The sequence below is a fragment of the Leptolyngbya sp. Heron Island J genome (assembly GCF_000482245.1).
Classification (GTDB): Bacteria; Cyanobacteriota; Cyanobacteriia; order Phormidesmidales; family Phormidesmidaceae; genus Leptothoe.
The window spans coordinates 78,749-98,429 of sequence record NZ_AWNH01000008.1 but is presented as its reverse complement, the minus strand read 5'-3'; the positions used below and the strand labels follow the sequence as shown (position 1 = coordinate 98,429).

The following is a 19,681-nucleotide window of genomic DNA, read 5'->3' as shown; positions in this document are numbered from 1 at the left end:
TCTATTGGCTTTGCGTTTTTTGATCGACGAACTAGTTTTGTATCTCTCATTTCCTACTGGAGGAAACACCAATGTCACACTTTAGTACTCTACGCACTAAGATCACTGAAGCTGAAATTCTTACTTCTTCTTTGAAGGACCTCGGTATCTCGGTTAAGACTGATGCTGATGTTCGTGGTTACAATGGCCAGCGCGTGCGTGCTGACATCGTAGCTGTTCTAGAAGGTGAGTATGATCTGGGCTGGTCCCGCAATGCTGATGGCTCCTTTGATCTGATTGCTGACCTTTGGGGTGTTGCTAAGAAGCATAACCAGACTGAGCTAATCAATTCTATTAACCAGAAGTATGCGGTTAATCGTACTCTGTCCGAGGTTAAGCGCCCTGGGTTGCAGAACGCAAACGTGAAGCTTGTACTTCAGTAGCAAGACTACTGCTGCTTCCTATACGCGTTCCCGCGCAGTGTTTAAGCTGGCTCAATGAGAGCCAGCTTTTTTATTGGTTATCCAACGAGAAAGAGCCTGCAGATACTGAAAATCACTAAATCAGTACGAAAAATATAAAATTTTATTAAAACTAGCTAACTTAGATATATCAAAGCCGTTACTACTCTTGTAGTATGCCTGATTCTTTTGTTACTTTGATAATATGCGTTATTCAGTACTTAATCATCTACCTGTAGCTTCTTGAAAGTAATTTGATGAAACCTTCAGTGCTGGAGCAAAGAATAAAAGACCTGGATGATAATATCAGTGAAGATTATGAACTTCTAAAGGATTTTGAGGATGCGCTACGTTTATCCAGGGATCCGCTTGATAAACGTAGGTTTAAACAGGATATTAAAGAAATTCGAAAGCGTGCCAGTCGTTATCAGATCGAATATGAGTCACTTGTCACAAAGCTGACTGATAAATCAAGTGCTGAACAGGAGCAAGTTAGTAGCCGGTTAGATGAGATAGATGACAGATTAGATTCCCTACTGGTGGGACAGCGAGAAATAAAAAATGCTCATCGTGCTATCCATGCTGAACTCATTAAGTCACGAGAAATTCTTCTCAATCATTACAAAGATAATGAGAGGGAGGTCATTGCATCGATAACAGAGAATTTCAATAAAAATCAAACTACCTTAGTCAGGTTACTTCTAGATGGAATAGAGGCTAATCAACTATCAGACTCAGAGATGAAAACTATGCTGGCAGACCTGCAGCAGCATATTCCTTCCTTATCTGGAGATGATGCCGAGGCTGTCTTAGGGATTATGAATTCGCCAGAGGCCAGTTTCAGACATCGGCTAAAGGTGGCGGTTCCTTTAATTCCTCAGTTATTACCCTTTTTGCCTGCTGTTGAATATGAGAGTGAGGTAGAACTAGGCACCGGATTTGATGTTAAAGCATTTTGGGAGAAGGTAAAAGCAAAGCTGCCGGGAAAGTAGCCGCCACGGCTCTATCATCTAATTCTTCAGCAGAGTCGTGGCAGCATGCTGCTAATTCAGCACCGTCAAGCGTTAGCAAAGTTGCCTTACTAGTTGGTGTCAGTGAGTATGACTCCGGTTTTGCAGAGCTCCCTGGGGCAGTTAAAGACGCTCAAGCGATGCAGACTGTACTCTCTGCTCCATCCCTTGGCAAGTTTGACCAAGTTTTACCATTACTTGAGAATCCCGATTCATCTCAGATGCAACAAGCCATGTATGAGCTGTTTGCAAATCGTGGTGAAAATGATTTGGTGCTTTTATACTTTTCTGGCCACGGCTTTAAGGATATTAACAACAAATTATATCTGGGTGCTAAAAGTGCATCTAAAGACTCCTATGGAAACCTGATAGACTCTTCTGTTATATCAGCTAGTTTTGTTCATAATTTGATGAATGAGTGTCGGTCAAAGCGCCAGGTTATTATTCTAGATTGTTGTTTCAGTGGTGCTTTTCCTCAAGGGTTTGTAGCAAAGGATGATACGTCTGTTGATATTCGTAGTCAACTTGGTGGAAAAGGTCGAGTAATTCTTAGTTCATCTGGTGCCACCCAGCTCTCCTTCAGTGGCATGACTTCCGATCTATCTCCCTATACGCGTTGTCTAATTGAAGGTATGTGTAAGGGTAAAGGATCTGTAAATGAGCTGCATCAATATGTCAAACAGAAAATTCAAACTCAGTTTTCTACATTAAAGCCCGAAATATACACAGAACAGGGGGGAGAGAACATTCGAATTCTTGAAACAACAAACTTTTCTAATAATACAAGGTTGCTCATGAATACGCTTATCCATAGTGGAGCTGCTAGAAGTCAAACTTTTCTAAATGGAATAGTTAGACGGTTTAAGATACCAATGTATGCTCTGGCTGTATTTCTAAGCCTGTCTTATCTGTTTACAAAATGGGGATGTCAGACCTTAAACTATAAATGGAGAGTTGGCGGACCCAACAATTCTTGGGTTAGAGCAAGATATCATTCAACTACCATTGAGTATGCTCCAGAGGCAAAAGTATGTGATTGGATTGGTATACCGATTACACGTTCCAAATGAAGAAGACAAAGAGTCTCTGAGGGTAGACGCACGGATTCCTCTAACTAATTTTCTTTACTTATTTGAGGGTGCAAGAATGCCCCAAGTTAAACTCTGTACACTGCAAACTACCTTTGTCAACCCAAAGCTTCATATTGCGTATTTCAACTTTGACCCACTTCCCATCAGGATATTCTTCCTGAAAAATTACATCTGTTCCAATTTGAGCTAGGAGAATCTCACCCGCTTCTGTTGGATCTGGGTTCTTCGCATCAAACATCGATACTTTCAATGCTGGCGGGCCACCAAATGTACCAGATTGGAGTATTTCAACGTCTTCGGAACTACTGCAACCCAATGAAATTACTGAAATAACAACAGCCCCTAATAAGAGCTTTCTGCCGACCTTAAAGTCTTTCTTAAACATGCTGAAGTCCTTTTATAAGAATACAGGGCACTTCAATTTCCTGAGTTCACATCTTCATAACAGGAATAATAAATCTTTAAATTTTATTAAGCAATGATGTGGTATATGGTTCTGCATGAAATGTGTGGTTCAGGTAATGTGTAGAGTCATACCTTTTATGATCGATTAGATCGGCTAGTGGTTAAGTCTTCTTCTAAAGGGCTATGATCACTGATAAATCTAATAAGGGTTATGGCAGCAGCTATTTCAACAGATGTTTTGCCGCTTTTTCAGGCATTTTCAGAACCTTATCGCTTACAGGTGATTGAGCTATTGCGCGATCGCGAACTATGCGCCTGCGATATTGCCAACCATTTAGGCATTAGTGCCTCTAAGCTTTCCTTTCACCTGAAAACCCTGCGCGAAGCAGGACTCATCCAGGGCAGGCAAGAAGGACGCTGGATTTACTATCGGCTGAACTTGCCACAGTTTGTGGTGTTAGAGCAATATTTATCTGAGTTCCGACGGTTGAGCCCCATCTTGCCCGCCCGCATCTGTCCAGACTAGCGGGGTTAGCAAAGAAAAGAGCTGAGGTCTTGATGGGGATCTAGGGAGTTTCTGTATTCTCTGCTACTTAAATTGTAAAACGGTGACCTTACTGTCAGGTTGTTTCAGATACTGTTGAGCGGCATCTTCAATTTTTTGTAGCTGTCCTAGGGCCAAACTACAGGGAAAACCATATTTAGCTTTAACCCGATCGCTGGCAATTTGAAGCGATTCGCGAGACCGGTTGAGAAATTCAGTAATGGTGTAAGACTCACCTACCTGAAAGTAATCTTTAACGACTAATGAAGGGGAGTAACAGCTTTCCTGCTGACCATCTGGCCACTGAATCTGAAATCGGATCTCAGGCATGGTGCTTGGGGGAGGTTGAGTGTAGCTGGTGGACTGTGATTGATATCAATCTATACTATAGCGGAAACTGCGATTTCACTCTGATAACAGGCTCGACCGGAGTGAAGTCTTGCTAGACCATTAACAGCTGAAATCAGGGATGGATAAAGTATCAAATGTAGCAACAACGCTAAAAATTGTTGACGCTGCCCTTACTGGTCAGGATGGGCGCTGGTCAATCGCCATGGAAGGCGGCGTCATCACTGAGGTTGCACCCCAAATAGAGGCCGAGGCCCAGCTCACCCTAAATGCGAAAGGTAGACTGGTGATGCCCGGCCTGGTTGATGGGCACCTGCATTTAGACAAAGCGTTGTTACTAGCTCAGCATCCTGCCCAAACCGGTACGTTTCAAGAAGCCCTAACAGAAACGGGCAACCTTAAACGCGGCTTTACCGTTGAGGATATTCAATGCCGTGCTCGTGAGGTGATCGAACGCGAGATTAGCTTTGGCACCACCCTAATGCGCAGCCATGTAGAAGTTGACCCGATGCTGCAGCTCACGGCGATGGAGGCATTGGTGCCGCTCAAGCAAGAATATGCCTGGGGCCTAACGCTACAGCTGGCGGTCTTTGCCCAGGAAGGGATTACCAATCAGCCGGGTACGGTTGACTTGCTGCAACGGGCGATGACCCTGGGAGGGGATGTGATTGGGTCTGCCCCCTATGTCGATCCAGAGCCTGAACAAAATATTCGCATCATTTTTGACCTGGCCCAGGAGTTTGACTGCGATGTTGATTTTCATCTAGATTTTTTGGATGATGATGCACCATTGTTGTTACCTACAGTTGTCGCAGAAACCTTAAAGCGAGGTTGGCAGGGGCGTGTTTGTTTAGGGCATATGACAAAACTGGCTGGTCTGCCTCCTCCGGCTTTACAGGAAATGGCTGTAATGCTGTGTGATGCGGGCATTTCAATTTTGGCGTTGCCTGCTACCGATCTTTATATGATGGGGCGTAAAGATACACACAATGTACGACGCGGGGTGGCTCCGATTCATACACTAATGAATTATGGCGTTACCGTTGGTGTCGCTACCAATAATATCCAAAACCTGTTTACCCCCTTTGGTGATGGCGATGTGTTAAAAATTTGTACGCTACTGGCTCAAACGCTGCAGTTGGGGACTGCAAAAAGCCATATTCAATGTTTAGAGATGGCGACAACCGCTGCTGCTAAGGCTATCGGTGTTCAAAACTACGGGGTTGCGCCTGGTAATATTGCCGATTTGGTTTTAATTAATGCCAAATCGGCTTCTGAAACCATCAGCATGGTGCCCATAGAGCGCACCGTCATTAAAGGTGGAAAAATTGTTGCCGAGACTCACGCCCAAAGCATACGGTTCAGTCCTGAGTTGACTCAGCAGCTAACTCACCATAAAGCTCCAGGTGCATCTTAGCGGATTGTTGCCAGCTATAGCGCTCAACAATAGGACGGCTATGGTCGATCAGGGTTTGGGCGATATCGGTATTGAGTAGAGTCAACATAGCGGATGCGATCGCATCCACATTCCCAGGCTCTACCAACATCGCATCCTGCTCTGACAAAAACTCCGTAAACGGCGCTTGGTTAGAGGTAAGTACTGGCAGGCCAGATGCGATCGCTTCTAACACCACCAGCCCCCACCCTTCTTGCACAGACGGGAATACAAATACATCAGCCAATCGGTAGAGGGCTGGTAGATCCGCATCAGGTACTACCCCCGGTAGCACGAGTCCGTCGGCCAGGCTATAGGCCTCCACTAACTCCATAAACTCGTGCCGATAGTCTTGATAGTCAAACAGCGTGGCCCCACCTGCAATCACCAGCTGAGCCTCAGGTTCCACCTGCCTAACCTGGTAAAACGCTTTCAGCAAATTAATGGAGTTTTTGCGCGGTTCAATCCCACCGACGGTTAAAAACACAGGGCCACGTCCGATGCCATAGACATTGGCTAAAGCGGCCTCGGACCCATCGGGCTGGGCCGAGAATCGGTGACTTACACCGTTAATGACCCGATGAGCCTGAATGCCATAGGCTTGTGCCAGTACTCGCTGCCATACATCACTCACACAAAGACAACGCTTAGGCTGATGGATCGACTTCTCCTGACAGGTTTGGAGATAGGGGCTTTGAAAATCTTCGATGTGGTGGACAGTGCGTACAAAGTGGGGAATCTGACCCTGCTGTTTGAGGATAGCTAGAGCATTGGCACTGAGGCAGTCCTGGGCGTGGTAGATATCGTAGCGGTGCGGATGATGCTGAAAAAAGTTAACAAATTCACCAATACGTTGTTGGATCAGCTGGTCGATGCCTGCATTACAAGGGGTCGCAGACACAGGCCAGGCTTTAAACGACGTCGGACGATGAAAGCCCTGACCGTCTTTATCGAGGGCAAAAACAGAAGCCTGGTGACCCAGTTCAGTGAGCGCTTCGGCAAGTTCCAAGGTATGGATGACACTGCCACGGGGTTTAGTGGCATAGGTGAGCAGAGCGATACGCAGAGACATAGACGGCAGAGGCGAGGCGAAGGTTAGGGGATATGTCGTTTTTTCTCCCATCGGGTACTAGGGATCAGTAATGCCTCTGATATTAATACGAAAAACTCCGGTTCTAGAGGCGAACAATGTTTAAAGGGTCAGCTGCTGCATATTGTCCCGTAAGGGTGAGTATCGACTAAAATAGTCGACTGGCTCATAACTTAAGGATGTAGCAATAGATGCACGGCGCTGACCCCAACAACAAGCATCCCATGGAGGGATTTCCACAGATCTGTTTTATTAAAAATACGGTGTCAAATCCTAATATTATTATTGGTGACTACACCTATTATGACGATCCAGAGGATTCGGAAAACTTTGAGCGCAATGTGCTATACCATTTTCCCTTTGTTGGCGATCGGTTAATAATTGGTAAATTTTGTGCCATTGCCAGAGGTGTCAGGTTCATTATGAATGGTGCGAACCACCGGATGAGTGGGTTTTCTACCTATCCGTTTAACATTTTTGGCCATGGTTGGGAGAAGGTAACGCCTGAAGAGGATGAGGTGACTTATAAAGGCGATACGGTGGTTGGCAACGATGTTTGGATTGGCCACGAAGCGATGATTATGCCTGGGGTACAGGTGGGCCATGGGGCGATTATTGCGGCCCAGTCTGTTGTGGTCAAAGATGTGGAGCCTTATACGATTGTTGGTGGTAATCCGGCTAAAATGATTCGACCACGATTTGAGCCGTCGGTGATTGCAGCTTTGCTGGAGATTGCTTGGTGGGATTGGGATGGGGTAAAAATTACGCGGAATCTGGAGAAGATTGTCAGGGCAGATATTGAGGCGTTGGCGAACTGTCAGTGAGTTCTGAAAAAGCTGTCGTAGTTACTAGCGCTTAGTGTTTATGCAAAAGGTGGCCCAGTTAGGATGATCGACAAAGTCAAGTTGTGATTATGCCTAGCGCAAAGTTGAGATGTACCCTTGTGACCTCTCATTATTTCTCACTTATTACGCTGCTACATAGTACTCGTTTCAATCCCCGTTAGGGGAAGTGGTTGATTGTGACGAACAGCCGAATTAAACGCAATAAACACATTCTTTGTTGTTTCAATCCCCGTTAGGGGAAGTGGTTGATTGTGACCCTCTGATTAAAAGATACTTAGGGTTGGTGGGATTGTTTCAATCCCCGTTAGGGGAAGTGGTTGATTGTGACTAAAACATCGTAACAACGTGTGTCAAACTGCCAGGTGTTTCAATCCCCGTTAGGGGAAGTGGTTGATTGTGACTTCTTGAGAACTATTTCACCCTATCAGCCAAGAAGTTTCAATCCCCGTTAGGGGAAGTGGTTGATTGTGACAAAGCACTCGGTGATCCGATTCGCCTTGCAATCATGTTTCAATCCCCGTTAGGGGAAGTGGTTGATTGTGACAGGCAGAGTTTCAATCGGCATTAGAACGTTTTAGCGTGTTTCAATCCCCGTTAGGGGAAGTGGTTGATTGTGACGTAACTCAAACTCACTCACCTGCCCTACTAGGGAGTTTCAATCCCCGTTAGGGGAAGTGGTTGATTGTGACGTGGCCTGCGTTATCCTTGGCTTGCGGGCTAACGACGTTTCAATCCCCGTTAGGGGAAGTGGTTGATTGTGACAGAAGGATTAGCAAGGCTAGCTACCAAATGAGGAGTTTCAATCCCCGTTAGGGGAAGTGGTTGATTGTGACGTCTACAACAACGGAGGCAAGGAGTTCAGTGAGTGGGTTTCAATCCCCGTTAGGGGAAGTGGTTGATTGTGACTTCCTTCCGTGTCAGGTCTAAGGGTTTGCTGTATTGGTTTCAATCCCCGTTAGGGGAAGTGGTTGATTGTGACGCGCATTCGTTCACCTGGGTTTACCCATCGAGTTCTGTTTCAATCCCCGTTAGGGGAAGTGGTTGATTGTGACTCTCTATCCTGCTGGTATTGATCTGCGGTTAGCTGTTTCAATCCCCGTTAGGGGAAGTGGTTGATTGTGACGGCAGCCAATTGAAACGCTGGCTGCATTAAGTTTTCAAGGTCCATTTGCGCGAAGCATCTATATTCTAACCGCCATATCCGTAAAACCACAATTTTTCAGATTCCCTTAATCCTTCAAACCCTTGACCTGACTATGCTTTAGCATTTGCGCGAACCTAAAAAACATCCAAAAAGCACCAAGCGCTTATGCAGCAAGGGTTTCATATACTTCAGTCAGAGTCGTTACCAAAACCGCCTCCCATCCGCGCAGGGCAGTTTTGACCAAGAAGATCACGCTTCACCTACCCTTCAGCATAACCTATAGCAACAGCCCATAGGCAACCCAAATATGACCACCCCTGACGCTTAAAACGCCCCTAAAGATAACTGTCCCACCGATACCGTTGGCTGAGCGAAGTCGTTCGCGCAGCGTCTCCAACGGAGTTAGCCAACGGTATCAGCCAGCGTTCCCTATTCCCTTCGGGAAGGCTATGCCAACGACTTCGCTCAGGGGCCGCTTAGGCTTCCGCGCTTAAATAATTATCTCGTTACCCCATCACTCATCCACCCAGTACAGTTATTCGTTCAAAGGTGTTTCTAACGGTAAGATCCAATCTGCTGGCAATAACGACTGGTGTTCTTTCGACAAATCCACGGTTGGATCAATCAGCAGTTGTTTTTCTCGGCCATTCAGGGATGCTAAGGCTTCTGCTCTCACTTCAATAGAGTCTTGATCAGCCCCACCAACGTCCTCAGCAATAATATGGCTAAGCTGCAAAATCATGTCTGGTCGAGCGGCCATCTTGCGCACCTGCCAGCGAGGCATAAAATCGTCTGGGTCTAGATGGCTGACTGTACCATCCAGCTTGTTGGTAATCACAAATCTGATATCAGTGTTTTTATCTCTCAGCTTCATGTGCCAGGCAAACCGATGGCCTTCTTCGGTCCAGTTGGCATCGCCTGGATAAAGATAGTGACGGAAGGGAAGCACTAGCTGTAGAAACAGATAAATGCCTAGCAGCGTTAGTATCAGCCTATGCCTCGGGGTGAGGCGAGCTGGTGGAGCCTGGTTGCGATCGCAACTCCGCTGTTTCACCAATCGTCGAGGCCAGTCAGGGGAGAAAAAGATGGCCGTAGCCGCAATCATAAACCACGGAAAAATACCAATATTAAATAGCTGTACATTCATCAGGTGAAAGACTAAGGAAGCCCCAAATGCATAGACTCGCGTGCGTCGCCACACTAAAAACGGCACCACCAATACATCCAGCAACAGTCCCCCATAACTCAGAAAATAAACCATCCACTCCTGAGTAAACAACGAACCAATCAGCGGAAAATCCATGCGTTCTGCCATCCACATGCGCATGGGTTCCCCCTGTAACCAATCGCCGTTAATTTTGGCTAAACCACCATAAAAATAAGGAATACCGATTTGGATTCGTAAAAGCCATAGGGTCCAGGCAGGGGCTGTTGATGTCCGCATGCCAGGACGCCGCCAGGCATCAATGGAAAAAGCACGATGGGCGGGAATAAAAATTAGTAGAAAGCTAATTAGGCAGATCAAATAAAAATGGTTGAGGTACCGAGCTTTCTCCAGGAGAAACATGTAGGTAAATCCTAGGAAAAACAGTACCGTACTGGCACGATACCAAAAACCTAATGCGATGAAGCTGGCCAGAATGCCCAGACCGATAAAGTGCAGGTACATTCCCTGCCCTGGCCAGGGATGGAACCACTCAAAGCCAAAGTAGGGAAAATTAAGAATCGGGTCGATCCAGTAGCGAGCAATCCAACCCTTGTCAAAATAGCGCCACACTTCCCAAAGCATGATGCCACCAAACGCAATGCGAACGTAGACGAGAATAGCGATGTCCACTGGGGCAAATAGAAATCGCCAACCTGCCTGGTTAAAAAACTGTAGTACAGGAGAGCAGGTCTTGGGGTGATAGATTTTAGGTAGTTTTACCATGGACAGTGTATATCGGGCTCGTTACCTTTATAGCCCAGCAATTATTGAACGCCAGCTTGATAAGTAAATAGATAAAACTGTCCATCAATCCGGGCGTCGACTCCGCAGTTCGGCTGAGCGGTTCGGCCGAGCTCACCGTCGCAGCCGAACCGTTGCAGCCTCAGCCTTCACCTTCTCTCAATTAGCTGGTTGAGCGGTGTCGAAACCAGCGGTGTCAGGGACGTTTACTTGCGGCTATCTACTTAGCAATGCACACATCATGGCTGATTGATATAAAAATAACTCAAAGAATGGCAAATCTGAGGTGAATAATGAGCTTAAAATTCGTGACTGCAGTTTGTTTTTGGGTGAACTTATAAATCTCTTAATAAGGTCCGGAATAGGGTCCGGATAATTAACTGGATACTTAGGAAAAATTTGTAACCTTGATGTTTAATAATTTTCCTGCGGGCGGTGGTGAACAGGTATAGAAAATAAGAAAATCTCAGCGTAGATTTAAGTAGTCTGCTACTGATGTCCTGATGATCGGGAATTCTTAGAAAGTGTGGATTATCATGCTAAGGGGTTGTATGAAACGGACTAAATGAGTTGGTTAGCCACCTAGATCCCCCAACGTTGGGGGACTTTGAGAGCGCTCTCCCCTAAACTTGGGAGGCTAGAGGGGCTAATCTGGTGCTAGATGCTACCTTTAAAATACCCTCTAAGTAAGCCGATCCCATGGCTAAACTGGTTTCCAAACGGCTAAGGCTAGAGGCAAAAACGTGCAGGGATGTCCCCTTTCATGGTGAGTATCGACTTTAAAAAAATCGTTCTAAGAAATGAATACTCACTGATTCAGGATGTGATCAATGCCACAGCCTCTAATGTCAGTGTTGAAACGCCGGATGGCGAGTGCTTACTGGGCAATACCGAGGATAACGGTGGCAGCCGCTACCCAATCGATTTGAATGGACAGATTTTAGGCTGGGTCAGGGGTGATCAAAACGCCCAGGTGATTGCTAATCTGATTTCTCAACTGATCTATCGGGAAGCTGAGAAACGATCGCTGGCCCAGGAACTGATCGGTAAATATAAGGAAATTTCCCTACTATTTAAGCTATCGGAAAAAATAATTGATAGTTCAGATATTCAGGAGGTGGCTTCCCTAGTGCTAGAGGAGGCTCGCCATCTGCTGAAGTCTAGTCAGGGTACCTTGCTACTATTGCAGGATACGGAAGTGCTGGAGCGGATTGCGAGCTTTGGTGAGGAGGAGCTGTTCCCGACAGCTATTCCGCTGGGTAGCGATATTATTGGCGGCATTGTCCAGGTTGGACGAGGTGAGATTGTTAATGATTTGGCCGCTGATGACCGCTCCCAAATGACGCAAAAGGCGGCGTTGATGTGCGTGCCACTAAAAAGTAAGGAAGCGACGATCGGTGCGATCTCACTTAGCCGTTCTGTTGCCAAGCCCTACAGTGCCGAAGACCTCAAGCTACTGACCACCATGGCATTTCAGGTGGCTGGGGTGATCAATGCGCTGCTCCATGAGCGGCAGCTAAAAGAAAGCCGTCAGAACGATTTGATTTTTCGTCTCTCCAGCCAGATTCGAGAATCTTTGGAATTAGATATCATTCTGACTACAGCGGTGGGTGAAATCTATCGCACCTTGAATGTAGAGCGATGCTGTTTTCTTTGGGTGCAAACTGAGTCTGGATCAGACAGTACGCCCGGTGATGATTGTTCATTGTCCCCCAGCATGTGTGGCCTAGAAATTGTTACCGAATCCAAGCGTAGCCACCTGCCTCCTCTGGTGGGAGAGTATCGGGCAAGTGTTATCGGTGAGTTAGCCCAGTGGTTTGGTCAGCAGCCATTAGTGCAGATTAATGATGTGCATGAGTTAGCAGATGGTGCCACTAAAACATTTTTGCACACCCACGACTTTGCATCTCTGTTGGCAATTCCTGTGCGGACTCGCGCTGGACACATTGGAACGATCTGTTGCGGTACCAGTCAGGAGCCTCGCGCCTGGAGTGACAACGAAGTTGATCTCCTGGAGGCGGTCACTAATCAGCTAGCAATTGCCCTCGATCAAGCAGAACTTTATGACCAGAGTCGCCATGCGGCTCAGTTAGCCCAGGACAAAGCACAACAACTGGAAACCACCCTGGAAGCCCTGCAACAAACCCAGCTACAGCTGATCCAAAGTGAAAAAATGTCTGGCATTGGTCAGATGATGGCTGGGGTAGCCCATGAGATTAATAATCCTGTCACGTTTATCTATGGCAATCTGGAATTTGTGCAGCAATACACCCAGGATCTGGTCGACATGGTGAAACTGTACCAGCTGGAATGCCACTCTCCTTCTGCGGATTTAAAGATGGCTGTGGAGAACATAGATTTACCCTTTTTGCTAAAAGACTTGCCTGAGACCTTAAACAGTATGACCGTGGGCACGGAGCGCATCCGCGATATTGTGCTGTCTTTGAAGAATTTTGCACGTTTAGACCAAGCCTATGTGAAAGCGGTTAATGTTCACGAGGGTATGGACAGTACATTACTGATCTTGCGCCACCGTCTTAAGGCATATGATGGTTTCCCGGGTATTAAAATTGTTAAAAACTACGGTGACTTACCGTCCATAAGTTGTTATCCCAGTCAGCTTAATCAAGTATTTATGAATCTTTTGGCGAATGCCATTGATGTTTTGGAGGTTCCTCCGTTTCCCAGTTCGCCTAAGATTACCATTGACACCCGCCAGATTGATGCTAACCGTATCCAAATTCGGATTAGTGATAATGGTCCTGGCATCGTGGCTAAAATTCGCAACAAGTTGTTTGATCCGTTCTTTACGACGAAAGATGTGGGTAAAGGTACAGGGTTGGGGCTGTCCATTAGCTATCAGATTATTACCGAACGTCATAACGGGAGCCTGGTCTGTCAGTCTCAGCTAGGTCGCGGGACGGCCTTTGTGATTGAACTGCCGATTGAGCAAGATACGCTCAAGGTGCATCGCTCGGTGCAGAAAGATGGGACTGAACAGTAGTGTTTGTCGCAGGGATAATCTTTTTGGGGAACGCCATGCCGCATAGTTTAGGTAACAGTCATGGATAATGGTTTACTATCGTCTCAATGGTTTAGACGTAAAGCGGCAGCGACTCCCCGTAAACCCCAGAGTTTACGATATAAGGTGACGGCACTTGCGATCGCGTTGGGCACCTTGCCCGTATTGTTAACGGGCAGTGTGGCCTATTTGTTTGCCAGCCGTTCCATATACCAACAAATTATTCAAGAAAAACATCAGCGCAGCGAAATAATTGGTGAAACGTTAGATCAGTTTTTGGTGAGTCGCCTCCGTGAGGTTGAATCGTTAGCCGTCAATCCAATTTTGACTGATAAAATCCTGCGCGATCGCTCATCTTCAGATAAACAACAGCTATTACTAACTGAGTTTGCTAACGCGATTCAATACTTTGATAGTGTTATTCTTTTTGACGTTAACGGTAATCCTGTATCGCAATCGACAACAGGCAAACCTTTTGTCGGGAATTACGGCGATCGTCAATACTTTCAAGACGCCCTAAAGACTGGACAAACCACCATGAACGGACCGGGGCTTTCTTCTAGCTCCGGTTTATTACGAGTTGAATATGCTGTGCCAGTGAAGGACGTGGCGACAGACGACACGGTCTATATTATTAGAGCTCGGGTCCCAGGGCATCACATTAGTGACTTGTTTGACCTGTTTGAGAGTCATAAACGAGTATGGCATTTGCTTGATGCAGACGGTCTAATTTTTGCCAGTGCCCGACAGGATTATCTGGCTCAATCTGTTGAGAGTTACTACCCAGGTTTAATGGATAGGGTGCAAACTGGGCACTCCAGGGCTGATATCTTTGGCAATGCTCAAGAAGACAATCGACAACAGCTGATCTCCTATAGTCCTGTCTATCTCAGTGACACGTTTAATTCTCCACCTATTGGAGCCCTGCTGACGGCGGATACAGCTGTTGCCTTTGCCCCTCAATATCAGCTGCTCAGGATTTTTGTCGTGGGCACTGGCATGGCAGCGGTTTTGGTAGGAGCCATTACAGCCTATGTGGCTAACCGGGCCATTCGACCAATTCAGCATCTCACTCGCGTAGCCCGACAGGTGACCCAGGGAGGAGATTTCACGACTCGGGCTCAGGTAAATAGCCAGGATGAAATTGGTCTGTTAGCCAGTTCTCTAAATCAGTTAATCAGTTCTGTGGGGCAATACACTAAAGAACTGAAACAAAGTCAGGAAAGCCTGGAACAACGGGTGCAAGAGCGTACGGGGCAGCTCAATGCCATCATTGATAACCTGGGTGATGGCTTGTTGGTAATTGATGCAGCAGGCATTATTATTCGTAGCAACCCCATGCTGATTAATATGTTTAATTTGCATCGCCAATCTGTTTTGGGACAACCTTGTCATGCTGTTTTTAATGCCGATTTATCACAGCTGATTGCTCGTAATCAGACTGATCCGACCCAACTCTTAATCACCGATGTTGAGCTGCCTAATCAGGGCATTGGTCAGGCGTTAGTCACAGCTGTGGCAAAGGATGCTGCTGATGTTATTCCTGGTGGTACTTTTGATTCCATTGTGCTGATCCGTGACATTACGGCTGAGAAAGAGGTAGACCAGATGAAAACTGATTTTATCTCCACCGTGTCCCATGAACTGCGGACGCCGCTAACGTCAGTGCTGGGTTTTGCCAAACTGATTCAGAAAAAGTTAGAAGATTTAGTGTTACCTGCAGTCCAGGTTGAGACTAAAAAAACTGAACGAGCAGTGCGTCAGGTACGGGAGAATCTTGGCATTATCGTATCTGAAGGGGAGCGTTTGACTTCGCTGATCAATGATGTGCTCGATATTTCTAAAATTGAGGCGGGTAAAATTGAATGGAATATGGAGCCTATCGCTGTTGCCGAGATTGTTGAGCGGGCAATTGCTGCCACATCGGTACTGGCTGAAAATAGTGGGTTAGAGATTATTCAGGATATTGAGCCAGGTCTGCCAGCGGTGCTGTGCGATCGCAATCGTTTAATTCAAGTGTTAATTAATCTTTTATCCAACGCGATCAAATTTACCCCTAAAGGCTCGATTACCTGTTTTGTCCGTCGTCAAGATGCCGAGATCTCCATTAGCGTGATTGACACAGGCATCGGTCTGGCAGCAGACGATCTTGAAAAAGTATTCGAGAAATTTACCCAGGTCGGCAAAATCATGACTGATAAACCCAAGGGCACCGGGTTAGGTTTGCCTATTTGTAAACAAATTATCGAACACCACGGTGGTCGAATTTGGGCCGAAAGCGCCCTGGGTCAGGGTAGCACCTTTACCGTCACCCTACCTCTGAACAACCTGATAGCACCTCAGCCAGACAATATTAATTTGCGAGCTTTGGTGCAACAGCTTAAAGAAAAGGTACAGCTGAGTGTGGCCTCAACAACTGCAGCCGATACCTCCCAGAAGACAATTTTGGTTGTTGATGATGAGCCCCACATTCGTCAGCTTTTACGCCAGGAATTAGAAACGGCTGGATATCGAGTCCAAATCGCTCAAGACGGCATGGATGCCCTCAATCAGATCAAAATGACGCCGCCTGACCTGATTATCCTAGACATGATGATGCCAAACATCAATGGCTTCGATTTAACGGCTGTGCTAAAAAACAATCCAACCACTATGACAATTCCGATTATTGTGGTTTCCATTGTCCAGGATCAAGAACGTGGTTATCGCCTCGGTGTCGACCGCTATTTGAGTAAACCGATTGATACCGAGGTATTGCTGCATGATGTCAAAACCTTATTAGACCAGGGTACATCCAACCGTCAGGTGCTCGTTGTCGATATTGATATCTCCACTACCAAAACCCTAACCGAGGTTTTGGTTTCCAAAGGCTATGCCGTCACCAAAGCAACGACTGGCAAAGATGGCATCGAAAAAGCTCTGGCCCTCAAACCCGATATGTTGATCGTCGATTCGGCCATTTCGATGGACCACGACCTTGTCAACACCCTACGCTTTGAAAATGGTTTAGAAAATATCTTCATTATTATGGTAAAACATGCCCAGACTGAGATTCCTGAAAGTTCTGGATAAGATAGCCACTGACATGTATTTTTTTGTTATGACCCTAGGGCCTACGGGAGTAATTGTATGAATAAAACGATCTTAATTGTTGATGATGAAGTACATATCCGCGTTTTGATGGAACAAATCTTAGAGGATTTGGAAGATGAGGGAGTGGAATTACTGACGGCAACTAATGGTGTAGATGCATTGGAGATGATTCGTTCTGAGCAGCCTGATCTCGTCTTTCTAGATGTGATGATGCCTAAAATGAACGGATTTGAGGTGTGTCAAACCGTTAAGCAAAATGCCGCGCTTCAGGGGACCTACATCATCATGCTGACAGCTAAGGGGCAAGAATTTGACCAAAAACAGGGTCGAGAAGTGGGAGCAAATTTGTACATGACAAAGCCCTTTGACCCTGATGAGATATTAGAAAAAGCTGCAGAAGTTTTAGCTCTTGCTCTGTAGAACGCCCTATGAATCGCCAACCCTTGTCATCTAATGCCTTCCCTGGCATGCTGCCAGTCTGGCTCAAAGGCCACTTACGCCAACTCAAGGTCATCCAAAAGATTGGCTTGGGATACGCTCTGATTGTCGGTATTGTTGTAGCTGGAACGGGTATCGGTATTAGCCTATCTCGGCGTTATGCCGCTGAAGCTCATCGGGGTAATGAAGATGCTGTTGAAGAGATTCTTAGTCTGAGAAATTTAGAAAAATCGCTCAATCGATTTATTGCCTATGAACGCCAGCTGATTACCTGGCTCGAAAATCCAGACCAGTTTCTGGTCAACTACGATCTCTATCGGAGTAGTGGCAATGACTTTCAAGAAGATTGGTCTAAATTGTTGCGACAGTATGATGACGATTTGGCAGCAGGCGTCGAAGAAACCGATGAGGAACTCGAATTTTTAGATAATCTGATTGATAGCTATGACGGGGTTGTTGCAGAGAATATTCAAGATGTTGAGCAGTTTGTCGACAGTCTTGATTTGAATGAGCTACAGGATAGAAATCTGTTGGTGGCACGTCAAGAGTTTATTGATTTGAACCGCCGCTCGGCTGCCCTCAGGCTAGAACAGTTTGCTGGTGAACTTGCCGATCTTGCTGATTTTATTGAAGAGGACGAGCTGCGAGAGGCTAGAGAGATTATTCGAGAATCTTCTCGACTGCAGATTCAGGTAGTTTCTATTAGTGTTGCACTCTCACTGCTCTTGGCTAGTTTGCTAGCCTATCTCATCAGCCACACCATCAGTCGACCGCTGCGGGCCGTGGAAGAAACGGCCCTACAGGTGACACGGGATGAAAATTTCAACCTGCGCGCCGGGGCAGTCAACGATGATGAAATCGGTAGTTTAGCCCAGTCCCTCAATCAGCTGATTGAGTGGGTCGGTAGCTATACTAACGCGCTGAGAATGACCCAGAAGGATTTGGAAAATCAGGCCCAGGAACTCAATGCCATCATTGATAACCTGGGTGATGGTCTATTAGTCATTGACTCCCAAGGCATGATTACCCGTGTGAACCCGGCTCTAAAAAAGATGTTTAGATTCCATGGGGATGTGCTACAGGGCCAGCCAATGCAATCACTTTTTGATCCATCCATTACTGAGCTGATTATTCAGAACCAGCAAGCCCCGGAGATAAATCTGAGTGTTGAAGTCAACTTATTGGACGATCGTGTGGGTCAGGCGCTTGTCACGGCCATTACCCCTGACCGAGAAACAACCTCTAAGATAGAGCCCTTACAGGCTAATGGATCTGTTGTTTTAATTCGTGATATTACCGCTGAGAAAGAAGTTGATCAAATGAAGACTGATTTTCTTTCTACGGTTTCCCATGAGTTGCGGACGCCGCTAACATCGGTGTTAGGGTTTGCCAAGCTGATTCAAAAAAAGCTAGAGGATGTGATCTTGCCTGCTGTCAGTGCTGAGACGGGCAAAACGCGACGAGCGGCGCGTCAGGTGCGTAACAACCTAAACATCATTGTGACTGAGGGAGAACGTTTAACCTCATTGATTAATGATGTGTTAGACATCTCTAAAATTGAGGCGGGTAAACTTGAGTGGAATATTCAGGCTATATCGGTTCTAGAGATTATTGATCAGGCTATTTCAGCGACATCGGTGCTGGTGCAAAACAGCGGTTTGGAGATGCTCTGTGACATTGAACCTGGACTGCCAGGGGTGATGTGCGATCGCAACCGCTTAATCCAAGTATTAATTAACCTGCTGGCCAACGCGATTAAATTTACCGATCAGGGATCTGTTACCTGCCATGCCTATCAGCAAGATGACGAAGTAATTATCAGTATCATTGATACAGGTATTGGCCTTTCAGAGAACGATCTCGACAAAGTGTTTGAGAAATTCACCCAGGTGGGTGAAGTAATGACCAATAAACCCAAAGGAACCGGCTTAGGGTTACCGATCTGTAAACAAATTATTGAACATCATCAGGGCCGTATTTGGGCTGAGAGTACCTTAGGTGAAGGCAGTAAATTCTCATTTACCTTACCTATAGTAGATCGGGAAACAGCAAGCATCACCCATGGCAATTTACAATCTCTGGTGCAACAATTAAAAGAAAATGTGGACCGAGCAGTTACGCCAACGGACAAGTCCCATAAAACAATTTTAGTGGTGGATGATGAGTTACATATTCGTCAGCTGTTGCGCCAGGAACTAGAGGCTGCAGGCTATCGAGTTAAAACGGCTAAGGACGGTGTGGATGGTCTCAATCAAATTAAGGCAGACCCGCCGGATTTGATTATCCTAGATGTGATGATGCCAACAATCAATGGGTTTGACCTGGCGGCTGTGCTTAAGCATAACCCGGCCACTATGGGAATTCCTACGATTATTCTCTCTATTATTCAAGATCAAGAGCGGGGCTATCGTTTAGGGATCGATCGCTATCTGACCAAGCCGATTGATACGGAACTATTGCTGTACGATATTAAAACCTTATTGGATCAAGGAACATCCAATCGCAAAATACTTGTTGTTGACATGGATGTGTCTACCACTAAAAATTTGACAGAGTTGCTACTCTCCAGCGGCTATACCGTGACTGCAGCAACTACGGGTAAAGAAGGCATTGAGAAAGCACTCTCACTCCAGCCCGATATGATCATTGTTGATTCAGCTATTTCCATTGACCATGATCTGGTCAATACCCTGCGATTCTCTAATGGTCTGGAAACTATTTTTGTGATCATGATAGAAGACTCAAACCCTGACTCTATCAAAGCATCGGAACAAACCTGGGATGAGGTTGAATAAGCCCAATAGAGCCGCTCAGAGATAGGGCATCCC

14 protein-coding genes and 1 CRISPR repeat array are annotated in these 19,681 nt (G+C 46.2%); of the genes, 10 read left to right on the top strand and 4 right to left on the bottom strand.

Going from position 1 to position 19,681, the window contains the following annotated elements; genetic code table 11:
• The first annotated feature begins 71 nt into the window (after positions 1 to 71).
• The 3 genes from N836_RS41500 (at position 72) to N836_RS72725 (ending at position 2,520) form a co-directional block, all read left to right on the top strand.
• Positions 72 to 422, top strand: coding sequence for a DUF1257 domain-containing protein (locus tag N836_RS41500; RefSeq protein WP_023070417.1), 351 nt, complete (start codon positions 72 to 74; stop codon positions 420 to 422).
• 275 nt (positions 423 to 697) lie between these two features.
• Entirely contained in the window at positions 698 to 1,432 is a 735-nt protein-coding gene (locus N836_RS41495) for a hypothetical protein (protein WP_023070416.1), read from the top strand.
• On the top strand, positions 1,396 to 2,520 hold the full coding sequence (locus N836_RS72725; RefSeq protein WP_023070415.1) for a caspase family protein: 1,125 nt from the start codon (positions 1,396 to 1,398) through the stop codon (positions 2,518 to 2,520). The genes N836_RS41495 and N836_RS72725 overlap by 37 nt, the downstream gene beginning before the upstream one ends.
• A gap of 58 nt (positions 2,521 to 2,578) precedes the next feature.
• Here N836_RS72725 and N836_RS41490 read toward each other — a convergent pair whose 3' ends face one another.
• A complete protein-coding gene (locus N836_RS41490) occupies positions 2,579 to 2,926 on the bottom strand; it encodes a hypothetical protein (protein WP_023070414.1) in 348 nt (115 codons plus the stop codon).
• A 231-nt stretch (positions 2,927 to 3,157) separates the two neighbouring features.
• Between N836_RS41490 and N836_RS41485 the strand changes: the two genes are divergently transcribed.
• Entirely contained in the window at positions 3,158 to 3,472 is a 315-nt protein-coding gene (locus tag N836_RS41485) for an ArsR/SmtB family transcription factor (protein WP_023070413.1), read from the top strand.
• Between the two features lie 63 nt (positions 3,473 to 3,535).
• Here the strand turns inward: N836_RS41485 and N836_RS41480 are convergent, their stop codons facing one another.
• Complete coding sequence (locus N836_RS41480) at positions 3,536 to 3,820, bottom strand: MSMEG_0570 family nitrogen starvation response protein (RefSeq protein ID WP_023070412.1); 285 nt, start codon at positions 3,818 to 3,820, stop codon at positions 3,536 to 3,538.
• Between the two features lie 139 nt (positions 3,821 to 3,959).
• Between N836_RS41480 and N836_RS41475 the strand changes: the two genes are divergently transcribed.
• The gene (locus N836_RS41475) at positions 3,960 to 5,255 is read left to right on the top strand and encodes an amidohydrolase family protein (RefSeq protein WP_023070411.1); all 1,296 of its coding nucleotides are present in this window, start codon (positions 3,960 to 3,962) and stop codon (positions 5,253 to 5,255) included.
• Here N836_RS41475 and N836_RS41470 read toward each other — a convergent pair.
• Positions 5,200 to 6,345, bottom strand: coding sequence for an MSMEG_0565 family glycosyltransferase (locus tag N836_RS41470; protein WP_036052101.1), 1,146 nt, complete (start codon positions 6,343 to 6,345; stop codon positions 5,200 to 5,202). The two genes, N836_RS41475 and N836_RS41470, sit on opposite strands and share 56 nt — an antisense overlap.
• A 209-nt stretch (positions 6,346 to 6,554) precedes the next feature.
• Between N836_RS41470 and N836_RS41465 the strand changes: the two genes are divergently transcribed.
• Complete coding sequence (locus N836_RS41465) at positions 6,555 to 7,187, top strand: Vat family streptogramin A O-acetyltransferase (RefSeq protein ID WP_023070409.1); 633 nt, start codon at positions 6,555 to 6,557, stop codon at positions 7,185 to 7,187.
• Between the two features lie 165 nt (positions 7,188 to 7,352).
• Positions 7,353 to 8,331: direct repeats of the CRISPR family, unit length 37 nt; unit sequence GTTTCAATCCCCGTTAGGGGAAGTGGTTGATTGTGAC.
• Positions 8,332 to 8,887: 556 nt separating this feature from the next.
• Here the strand turns inward: N836_RS41465 and N836_RS41460 are convergent.
• Positions 8,888 to 10,282 carry an HTTM domain-containing protein gene (locus N836_RS41460; RefSeq protein ID WP_023070408.1) on the bottom strand — a complete coding sequence of 465 codons (1,395 nt, stop codon included), beginning with the start codon at positions 10,280 to 10,282 and terminating at the stop codon, positions 8,888 to 8,890.
• A 781-nt stretch (positions 10,283 to 11,063) separates the two neighbouring features.
• Between N836_RS41460 and N836_RS72720 the strand changes: the two genes are divergently transcribed.
• From N836_RS72720 to N836_RS72715, 4 genes are read left to right on the top strand one after another with little or no spacing between them, the layout of a single operon-like run.
• Positions 11,064 to 13,304 (top strand): GAF domain-containing sensor histidine kinase, encoded by a 2,241-nt coding sequence (locus tag N836_RS72720; RefSeq protein WP_023070407.1) that lies wholly within the window; start codon positions 11,064 to 11,066, stop codon positions 13,302 to 13,304.
• Positions 13,305 to 13,364: 60 nt separating this feature from the next.
• Positions 13,365 to 16,394 carry a response regulator gene (locus N836_RS0136810; protein WP_023070406.1) on the top strand — a complete coding sequence of 1,010 codons (3,030 nt, stop codon included), beginning with the start codon at positions 13,365 to 13,367 and terminating at the stop codon, positions 16,392 to 16,394.
• A 57-nt stretch (positions 16,395 to 16,451) separates the two neighbouring features.
• A complete protein-coding gene (locus tag N836_RS41455; protein ID WP_023070405.1) occupies positions 16,452 to 16,835 on the top strand; it encodes a response regulator transcription factor in 384 nt (127 codons plus the stop codon).
• 8 nt (positions 16,836 to 16,843) lie between these two features.
• Positions 16,844 to 19,648 carry an ATP-binding protein gene (locus tag N836_RS72715; RefSeq protein ID WP_023070404.1) on the top strand — a complete coding sequence of 935 codons (2,805 nt, stop codon included), beginning with the start codon at positions 16,844 to 16,846 and terminating at the stop codon, positions 19,646 to 19,648.
• The last annotated feature ends 33 nt before the right edge of the window (positions 19,649 to 19,681 follow it).